At 47.6% G+C, this 5,830-nt stretch carries 6 protein-coding genes and 1 pseudogene; 1 reads left to right on the top strand and 6 read right to left on the bottom strand.

The genetic code is table 11. The features are described from left to right. Window positions 1-109: transposase (locus ACUVJL_RS04395; RefSeq protein ID WP_445244738.1), on the top strand; the 109-nt coding region annotated here is incomplete at its 5' end. 182 nt (window positions 110-291) lie between these two features. On the opposite strand, the gene ACUVJL_RS04390 is transcribed toward ACUVJL_RS04395, so the two are convergent. From ACUVJL_RS04390 to ACUVJL_RS04365, 6 genes and pseudogenes are all read right to left on the bottom strand, one after another. Beyond that, a complete protein-coding gene (locus ACUVJL_RS04390; RefSeq protein WP_445244737.1) occupies window positions 292-1,131 on the bottom strand; it encodes a HEAT repeat domain-containing protein in 840 nt (279 codons plus the stop codon). 240 nt (window positions 1,132-1,371) lie between these two features. Beyond that, complete coding sequence (locus ACUVJL_RS04385) at window positions 1,372-1,644, bottom strand: phycobilisome linker polypeptide (protein ID WP_445244736.1); 273 nt, start codon at window positions 1,642-1,644, stop codon at window positions 1,372-1,374. A 115-nt stretch (window positions 1,645-1,759) separates the two neighbouring features. Further along, window positions 1,760-2,629 (bottom strand): phycobilisome rod-core linker polypeptide, encoded by an 870-nt coding sequence (locus ACUVJL_RS04380; protein ID WP_445244735.1) that lies wholly within the window; start codon window positions 2,627-2,629, stop codon window positions 1,760-1,762. Between the two features lie 217 nt (window positions 2,630-2,846). Beyond that, a pseudogene (locus ACUVJL_RS04375) lies at window positions 2,847-3,662 on the bottom strand (phycobilisome rod-core linker polypeptide). 150 nt (window positions 3,663-3,812) lie between these two features. After that, window positions 3,813-4,301: a phycocyanin subunit alpha gene (gene cpcA / locus ACUVJL_RS04370; protein WP_445244734.1), complete on the bottom strand. Its 489-nt coding sequence runs from the start codon at window positions 4,299-4,301 to the stop codon at window positions 3,813-3,815. A 102-nt stretch (window positions 4,302-4,403) separates the two neighbouring features. Next, entirely contained in the window at window positions 4,404-4,922 is a 519-nt protein-coding gene (locus ACUVJL_RS04365; protein ID WP_445244733.1) for a phycocyanin subunit beta, read from the bottom strand. Window positions 4,923-5,830 lie beyond the last annotated feature (908 nt).

The raw sequence follows: 5,830 nt of genomic DNA, 5'->3' as shown, positions 1-5,830 counted from the left end.
AGTGATGGAGGGGATAAATAATCGAATTAAGTTGATTATGCGACAAGGATATGGCTTTTCTAATTTTGACAATTTTCGAGATCGTGTATTAGCTTGCTTTTCTAATTAGATAAAAATATCACCGTAAGTTCCAGAGAGCCCTGTGTCCTGCCTAAAATACAGATATCCCCTACGGAAACAGGACTGCTGTGTCCTGAATATACTGTGTCCTGAATATGCTGTGTCCTGAATATACGGTAGACAATTGAGAATCGCTACAGCAATCCTATTTCATTTGTGAACTAATTTTTTTCACAGTAAACTATCCATTAAATCCATAACGCGGATAGCATCCTCTGATAAAGATAGTGATTCTTGTTGATTGAGGTGATGCTCCAAAACTCCTTTCAGCGCAATCAATTTTATGCTATTTTCTGCTAAAGTCTCAGAAATAGCTTGCGCTCCCGGCAAATAGCCGATCGCCCCCAAGTCCATCAAAGCCGATCGCCTCAACTGCAAATTATCCCCATTCAAAGCGCTTACCAACAGATCTCCGTAAATCCGCTCACCAGTTAACTGATACATCGCCCGCGCCGCAGCGTACTGCACCCGCTCTACAGAATGTTCTAAAAAAGGTGAAATTAGCGGTATTGCTTCTGTCGCTTGCAGGGTTCCCAAAGCTTCAATTACCGAGTCGTAAGGTTGCACAAGGTGCGATTTTCCTGGCACTCGGACAGCCGCAACGGAACCCCCATCCAATAGCTTAATTAGCGGCCCAATAGAATCGCGATCGCCGAGCATTTCTAGAGCTTGGGCCGCCGCTTCCCGCACGTAATAATCGGCGCATTCCAAACAGTGAATCAGGGCCGGCAAGGCTTGTTTGTCGCCCAATTTCCCCAGGGCCCGCGCCGCATTTCGCAATAGGGAATAGTCGCCGATTTTTGTTTGTTCTGATTCTTCTTGTAATGCGGCAATTAAAGCTGCAATAGCTGCTGGTTCCTTGACTCGAAATCTACCAATCCACCAAGCAGCATAATACCGGAGACTGTAATCTTGGGAATGCAAATTTGCGATCGCCTGTTCAACAGTTAAAGACTCGCCCTCAGCTACACCAGGCGGCGGTGAGTCGGATTCGTAATAATCCATAGTCATTAGTTATTAGTTATTAGTTATTAGTTATTAGGCGATTTCAATCGCTGCTACCCAGATAAAACCTGCAAGGCAGGGGTTTGGGAAACTCGGCGATTAAAATCGCTACTAAACAGACAAAACCCGCCGGCGCGGGTTGGATTAACTCTTCGTCCGCTTGGAGTGGATGAAAGTTTGTCTAGCAGCGATTTCCATCGCCCGTTTTAGCTTGACAAGGAGCGATTTTCATCGCCCCTGCATAAACTATTGGTGATCACCCGATGATTCATGGGATGATTCTGCGATCGCGCTTAAAGGATGAATGCTGACAATTTTCCCGCCCATGCGAGTAATCCGCTGCATTTCTTGATTCATCCGATTGTACGGCACGGTGATAAAGGTACTCGCGCTCGATCGAATCGAATAATCCACATTATTTGTTTCATCGCTTTGGCGCAAGCCCACAACTTCATACCGAAAGCAGCGACCAGCCGAAGCTGTATTGCCACTTTTTCCAGCTACAATTTGACCCAACATAAGCTTCTTGGTAATTGGTAATTCTGACTGTTGACTGTTGACTGTTGACTGTTGACTGTTGACTAAAAGCTAGTAACTGCCAACTGCCAACTGCCAACTGCCAACTGCCAACTGACTAAATTGGAGTAATGCTGGCGATTTTCGCGCCCATGCGTTGAAATTTCTGCATTTGCGAGGACAACTCCTCAACAGGTACGATGAAAGCCTTGCTGCTGCGCCGCACGCTGGGATAGCCGCCCGTGCGAATGCCGGAAACTTCCACGCGCACCAGCCGCCCTTCTTTCCCGTAAGCTGCCGCGCCGCCGAAAGTGCTGGCGGGAGTTACGTTTCTGGCAGAAGGCCGATATGCCCAACCTTCGTTACCGCCTGAAGGCCCAACTACAGCCGTAGCGGTGTTAGTGCCGAGTTCGACAGCTAAGCGAGAGTTATTGCCTTCTAGTTGAGATGTATCGCTGTTTGCATAGCCGCGATACAGGCGAAACATCCGGGTAAAACCAACGGTTTTTTGACCGCGCTGGGTGTCAAAGCCGCGGTAGTAAGGGACGATACTGTCGCCGAAGTTTTCTTGATACTCTACTGAATCGATGTAAGAATCAATATCAGCGTCGTAGCCTTGTGTTTGGTACAAATCTAAGTGATAAACTACTTCAGATTCGTCGTAGGGAGCGCGACCGAGCAAGTGTTTGTAGTTTAGTTCGATCGTCCGAGTTTGGAAACTGTTGTAGAAAAACTTGGTTTTGTACAGTTCTGACTTAGCTACAGCGCGTACAAATTCTCGTACCGTCAAACTGCCGTCTCGCAGCAAAGACTCGGAACTTGTAAGTCGCTCGGATTTCATTAAATAGTCGTTGCCCAGCACCTGACGGTAAACCGCACGAATCACAGTTTCAACGTCGTCTTTGCTGTAGTTCGGGCGCAATTCTACCTTCGGCGCATCGCTCAATGCGGATGTTCCCAGTCTGGACGCTGCTGTTGTAATTGCCACCAGATTTTCTCCTAAATTAATAACAAAAGTTTAAAGCTTTGTTGCACTTGAGATTTTTACGACTAAGGCTAATATGTCTCAAACTAGGGTGCACACGGAGCACCTGCTCAAAGTAGGGTGCGCACTGCGCACCTTACCTATACACATAAAATTGAAGAATTTTTTAGCCTTAGTCCTACTTTGCTAAAGACGTTTTTTTGAAACGTCTTTACAAACTTTAAGCTGTGGTAATACTTACCACTTTGCCGCCACCTTTGTTGATTTGCTGCAACCGGCTCGAAAGTTGCTCGTAAGGCACGAGATATTCGGTAGTTGTCCGCCGCACTTGAGGCGAAAACTTAGCCGAACCTTGCATTGCGGTGACTCGGTAGAGTTGACCGCTCCAAGCGCCGGAAGTCCCGCCAAGGGCTTGGACGGTGGAGGCCGTGTATATCGGCGAAGCCATATTTCTCGCTACTTCTCAAGTCAGCCGGGCTTGGGTTTGGTTTTGCGATCGATCGCTAGAAGCAAAACCCCGGTACAGTTGAAACATCCGGTTAAAACCGACCGTTTTTTGACCTTTTTGAGTCGCGAAACCGCGATAGTAAGGCACTATACTTTCGCCAAAATTTTCTTGATACTCCACTGAGTCAATGTAAGAATTGATTTCAGCTTCGTAGCCTTCTGCATTATACAAATCAACGTGGAAAGCAATTTCCGACTCGTCGTAGGGAGCGCGGCCCAACAAATGCTTGTAATTAAGCTGGATTAACCGCGTTTGCGAGTTCGGATCAAAAAACTTTTTCTGATAAGTTTCGGAATGTGCAATTGACCGCACAAAATCTTTCACTGAAATCTGCCTTTGCAGCAGCAGAGATTCAGCACTGGTAAGTCGTTCGCTCGACATTAAATACTCGTTGCCGAAAACTTGGCTGTAAGCAGCGCGAATTACTGCTTTCGCATCGTCTTGCGTCCAGTGGGGACGCTGTTCTACCCGTCCCGCTTCTTCAAATGCTTTTATTCCCAACCGTTCTGCTGCATCCAATCTCCCCATTTTCGCTTCTTCCTTGTTTCCTTTAAAAACTGATTAACAGATTTAAAAAATTATTTGGAAAACTCGGATTCGATCGCAGATGCCCGGAACTCTAAACAACCGCTAACACTCAAGCTAACAGTAGCTTAGAATTCCGGGCATCACGCAAATCTAGCTTAGAGCGTTGATTGCGTAGTCGATGTAGGAATTCGCTTCAGTTGCAGAGTCGCCACTGAGACCGTGGTTGCTTTTGATGTACTTGAGAGCTTCAACGTACCAGCTAGGAGACAATTCAAATGTCCGGTTGATTTCGTCAACACCTGCAATCAGGTACTCGTCCATCGGACCGGTGCCGCCTGCAACTAAGCAGTAGGTTACCATCCGCAGGTAGTAGCCGATGTCCCGGGCGCACTTAGCTTTACCGGTTGGGGTAGAAGCGTAGTTCGGGCCTTGCATTTGTTGGGTGTACGGGAATTTGTTGTACACAGCTTGAGCTGCACCGTCGATCAAGCGCTGAGAATTGGCGGTCAACGCTTTGGCTGCCTCCAAACCTGCTGCTGCTTGGCGGAAGCGGCCGAAGGCGACTTGGAGTTCAGTGCTGCTCAGGAAGCGGCCTTGAGAATCGGCTGCGGTTACTGCTTCAGTCAAAGGGGTTTTCATTGTTCTGGTGTCTCCCTAATGTTGTGTTGTTTTTGTACAAAAATGATTGTTTGCAAAAATGCGATGCTCGCTTCTTTACAACCGATGTTCGCTTGGCTATTTTTAGCCGACTGCACTGGCTGCGCGGTCGAAGTAGCTGCCGATTTCAGACATCAGGGAGCTGCAATCACCACGGGTAACGCCGTTGGGGTCGTTAGCGATCGCGATCGCTGCTTCCTTCATTTTTTGCACACCGGCTGCAACCGAGCCACCGGGAACTCCCAGAGCTTGGTAGGTTTCGCGCAGACCGTTCAAGCAGCGGTCGTCCAAAACGCTGGCGTCGCCTGCAAATGTTGCGTAGGTCACGTAGCGCAAGATGATTTCCATATCGCGCAAGCAAGCTGCCATGCGACGGTTGGTGTACGCATTGCCACCAGGAGCGATCAGTTGTGGCTGTTCGGCGAACAGGCTGCGAGCTGCATTGGCCACGATGCTGGATGCGTTGCCGGTGATGCGGTTTACTGCGTCAATCCGCTTGTTGGCGTCGGCAACCATGCTGCTGAGAGCATCTAGTTGGCCCGGAGCTAAAAATTCGCCGCGAGCGTCAGATTGGGAAACCACTTTTGTAAATGCGTCAAACATGAAAGAACTCTCCTACTTGAGTTAATTGAGTTTGGTTGCGGTATAAAACCGTTAAGTTAAATTTGTTCAGGCTGCTAGAGCCTGCAAGGGTTGAAATTTGATGCCAGCTCATCTGCTGGTTCGATCGATCTCTCCCTTTCCGCTACCTGTACTATTGTTACATTGCAACGGACGTTTAAGAAACCTTAGAATTTTTTACATCTTTTATGAGATGCGTATGAGATGCGACAAACCTTGTCAATCAGTGTTTTTGTTAACTTTGACCTGTCGTTTCAACCCTCATGATAATCTTTATACAATGCTCGTTCGTCATTGTTTATTACAATTTATTACAAAAACTTATCTCTCTAAGAAGGTAAATATTTCGGGGGGACTTGCGGGCAAATCTCCTTCCTACGGTAGATGCGGGGTTGCAATAAAAAAGGCAGAGTTTGCTTTTTTCGCCACTGCTGGGGCGATGGAACCGCCCCGAACCTTCCCGTAGACCGATCGCCTTTGTTGGCTTTCTCTGGAAAAGCGGAATTGTTAAGAAGGGTTAAGTAAATTAAAGTTTTGGTAAAAGAAGCCTGGGGGAATAGGGAAAAAACCCAAAATTCTGCCCAATGTCAGGATGCCTGCAGAATTCGGTGTGGGAAAAATCCAAAAAATTGTGAACCCCCTCGCCACAGCCTCAGCTTTTGCCGGAAATATCAGCATTTAGCGACAAAACTCAGCCGTTGGAAGTTGAAATACTGGGCCCGGTATTTCATAACGCGGGGATTCTTGTATCATCGGAAAATTGGGTTTGAAACCCCGTCCTTTTAGGACGGCTTTACATTAATTTGAATCCCCTTCCGGGGTGGAGGGGTATGGTTGCCCCTCCGTCGGGATATGGTTGTCCCGTTCTCATGAAGGAGTAGAAGAGACGA

This window comes from Microcoleus sp. OTE_8_concoct_300 (genome assembly GCF_031383065.1).
In the GTDB taxonomy this organism is placed as follows: domain Bacteria; phylum Cyanobacteriota; class Cyanobacteriia; order Cyanobacteriales; family Microcoleaceae; genus Microcoleus.
Note: the sequence above shows the minus strand (reverse complement) of the source record. Positions and strands in the feature narration are given on the sequence as shown.